The following is a 2,621-nucleotide window of genomic DNA, read 5'->3' on the forward strand; positions in this document are numbered from 1 at the left end:
CGGGCCGCATGGCCGCCGAGGCGGCGTGCGAGGCCCTGGACGCCGGCGACGTGAGCGCGGCGGGCCTGGCGGGCTACAGGCGCCGCATGGAGGACTCCTTCGTCATCAGGGACCTGGCCACCTTCAGCAAGTGGCCGCACGTGATGGAGGGCTGGGACTCCATGTTCAACGACTACCCCGCCATGGCGGCCGAGGTGATGAACGCCATGTTCTGCGTGGACGGCGAGCCGCAGCAGCCGCTGCGCCGCCGCATCATGCCCATCGTGAGGAAGCGCGGCCTCATCAAGACCGCCCGCGAAGTGAGGAAGGCGGTGAGCGCCCTATGAGCCGGATCGCCCCCGTCACCGTGAACGTCGACGAGCTGATCGCGGTGAACAAGTACGAGGTGGACGAGGGGAACGCGCACATCGAGCTTGCGGACGAACCCGACATGGAGGAGTTCAAGAAGCTGGTGCGCGTGTGCCCGGCGGCCCTGTACAAGATCGCCGACGACGGCACCGCCAGCTTCGACTACGCCGGCTGCCTGGAGTGCGCCACCTGCCACATCACCTGCGAGGGCACCACCGTGAGGAAGTGGGAGATGCTGGGCCCCACCATGGGCGTGGAGGACCGCTTCGGATAGGGGGGCGCGCCCGCTTCCCCCGGCCGTCCGCGCGGGACCTCGCGCGGGGCCTTTCGGGCGGGCTCTCCGTAGGGGGCGGCTTCAGCCGCCCCTGTTTTGTCGCGCGCTCCGTCTCGCCTGCGGGCGGGCTCTCCGTAGGGGGCGGCTTCAGCCGCTCCTTCTGCTGGGAGTGTTGCCCGCAACTGAGGGCGGGCTGAAGCCCACCCCTACGGGATGTGGAAGGCCAGAAGCCCGTCCCTGCGGCTCAGTAACGCTCAGGCACTCTTTCTTGTGTTAAACCTTACCTTCCGAGTACACATTTCCCCTTGTTGACGTGGTGCTTTCGATGGAAACAGAAGTGCCGCATCAAAGCTACGAAGGGGTTTTGCGCCCGCGATTCGCGCTGTTTCCCCGTCATCATTGACATACAGGCTCAACGGATGCGTGATGCCGCGGTGCGGGCATCGGACATCGCCGGCACAGGCTGGCCGCTCTCGGGTGCGTTGCTTCTGGTGTATCGGTGACGTTCTGGGGAAGAGTGATGACCATGAAAATGAGCCAAATAGGGTGGGTGGCCCTCTCGGGGTTGTTTGCCGTCAGTCTCGCCGGGTGCGCGGCTGCGACCGTGCAGGCGCCGGCGGGGTCGGAGCAAGTGGTGGAGCAGGCCGAAAACGAGGGCCCGGCGGCCGAGCAGGCTACCGTGGACGAGCAGGTGGATGCCGCTACGGCCGAGCAGGAGGCGGCCGCGCCCGCCGAGCTGCAGATCGTCGATTCCGGCTGGTTCGTGGCCGATAACGGCATGGTCGACTTCGCGGTGGAAGTGCAGAACCCGAATCACGCCGTTGAATCCATCGATCCCGTTATCGAGGTCGTGGGCAAAGACGATGCCGGTAACGTGATCTTCGATGAGAGCATTCAAACGCCTGGTGTGCTGCCCGATTCCACTTATTACTATTCTTACGTGGCCGGCGCGACGGCGAACGGAGCGGGCAGTGCCGAGGAAGCGGTGAAGCCGGCGACGGTGGAGTTCTCCATTTCCACGCCGGAAGGGTCGTGGCAGGCCACTGACGAGAAGCTGTCGGATGTGTATACCGTGCAGGACAACGGCGTGGCGGACAGCGACTTCGGCGCGAAGGAGTTCACGGGCACGGTGACGGCCTCGGAGGCTCTGGACGGCGCTACCCAGTCGCGGGTTGATGTGGTGCTGCTGGACGGCAACGGCAAGATCGAGGGCGGCTACTTCAAGATTGTCGACACGCAGCCGGGGCAGGCCGCGAATTACGACATCTTCGCCATCGACGCACTCGATTACGCCAGCTATGCCGTGTACGCCAGTCCCTGGGCCGAGGATGCGGCCGAGTAAGCGCTGAACGACAGAGTCAACTTCCGTAGGGGGGGGCGACTTCGGTCGCCCCTGTTTTTGTCGCGCGTTTGCTCCGCCTGAGAGGGCGGGCTAAATCAGCCCCTACGGTGGTGAGCTTTGCCGTGTGCTCTGCTCCGCCTGAGAGGGCCGGCTTGAGTCTGCCCATACGTCAGTGAGGCTTGTCCTATTTGGGAACGGATTAAAAGGGATTAGGTAGATGACGGCGCAAAAATAAACCGAGTCTTGCCTTTTCGTTTTCGCTGGGTTCGCTAGAGTGGACGCCAAGGGCGGCTCATTGTGCCAAGCCGTCCTTGGCATTTCAGTTGTAATTTGCTAAACAAGAAAGTGAGACAACCATGCCCTATCAGAAAGGACCCGGCAAGACCGTCGTCATCGCCCTGGGCGGCAACGCCCTCGGCAACACCCCCGCCGAGCAGCTCGAGCTGGTGCAGAACACCGCCAAGCACATCGTCGACATGATCGAGGAGGGCACCAACGTCGTCGTCTCCCACGGCAACGGCCCCCAGGTCGGTATGATCAACAACGCGTTCGCCTACGCGGCCGCCAACGACGACAAGACCCCGGACATGCCCTTCCCCGAGGCCGGCGCCATGAGCCAGGGCTACATCGGCTACCAGCTGTCCCAGGCCATCCTGA

Annotated in this window: 3 protein-coding genes and 1 pseudogene; all 4 read left to right on the plus strand. The window is 64.2% G+C overall.

Annotated features, from left to right (window positions below; translation table 11 throughout):
* Nucleotides 1-326, plus strand: a pseudogene (locus VIN30_RS11480) (FAD-dependent oxidoreductase); the annotation flags it as partial.
* Nucleotides 323-622: a ferredoxin family protein gene (locus VIN30_RS11485; protein ID WP_338211633.1), complete on the plus strand. Its 300-nt coding sequence runs from the start codon at nucleotides 323-325 to the stop codon at nucleotides 620-622. The pseudogene VIN30_RS11480 and the gene VIN30_RS11485, both read left to right, overlap by 4 nt.
* 520 nt (nucleotides 623-1,142) lie before the next feature.
* Complete coding sequence (locus VIN30_RS11490) at nucleotides 1,143-1,964, plus strand: hypothetical protein (protein ID WP_338211634.1); 822 nt, start codon at nucleotides 1,143-1,145, stop codon at nucleotides 1,962-1,964.
* 356 nt (nucleotides 1,965-2,320) lie between these two features.
* Nucleotides 2,321-2,621 (plus strand): amino acid kinase family protein (locus VIN30_RS11495; RefSeq protein ID WP_479274397.1); only part of this gene is annotated, 301 nt, incomplete at its 3' end.

The organism is Adlercreutzia wanghongyangiae, from assembly GCF_035989245.1.
Taxonomy (GTDB): domain Bacteria; phylum Actinomycetota; class Coriobacteriia; order Coriobacteriales; family Eggerthellaceae; genus Adlercreutzia; species Adlercreutzia wanghongyangiae.

Bases quoted from the DNA above. Each gene is read 5' to 3' on its own strand.
- VIN30_RS11485 (WP_338211633.1), top strand. From the start codon at position 323: ATGAGCCGGATCGCCCCCGTCACCGTGAACGTCGACGAGCTGATCGCG.
- VIN30_RS11490 (WP_338211634.1), top strand. From the start codon at position 1,143: ATGACCATGAAAATGAGCCAAATAGGGTGGGTGGCCCTCTCGGGGTTG.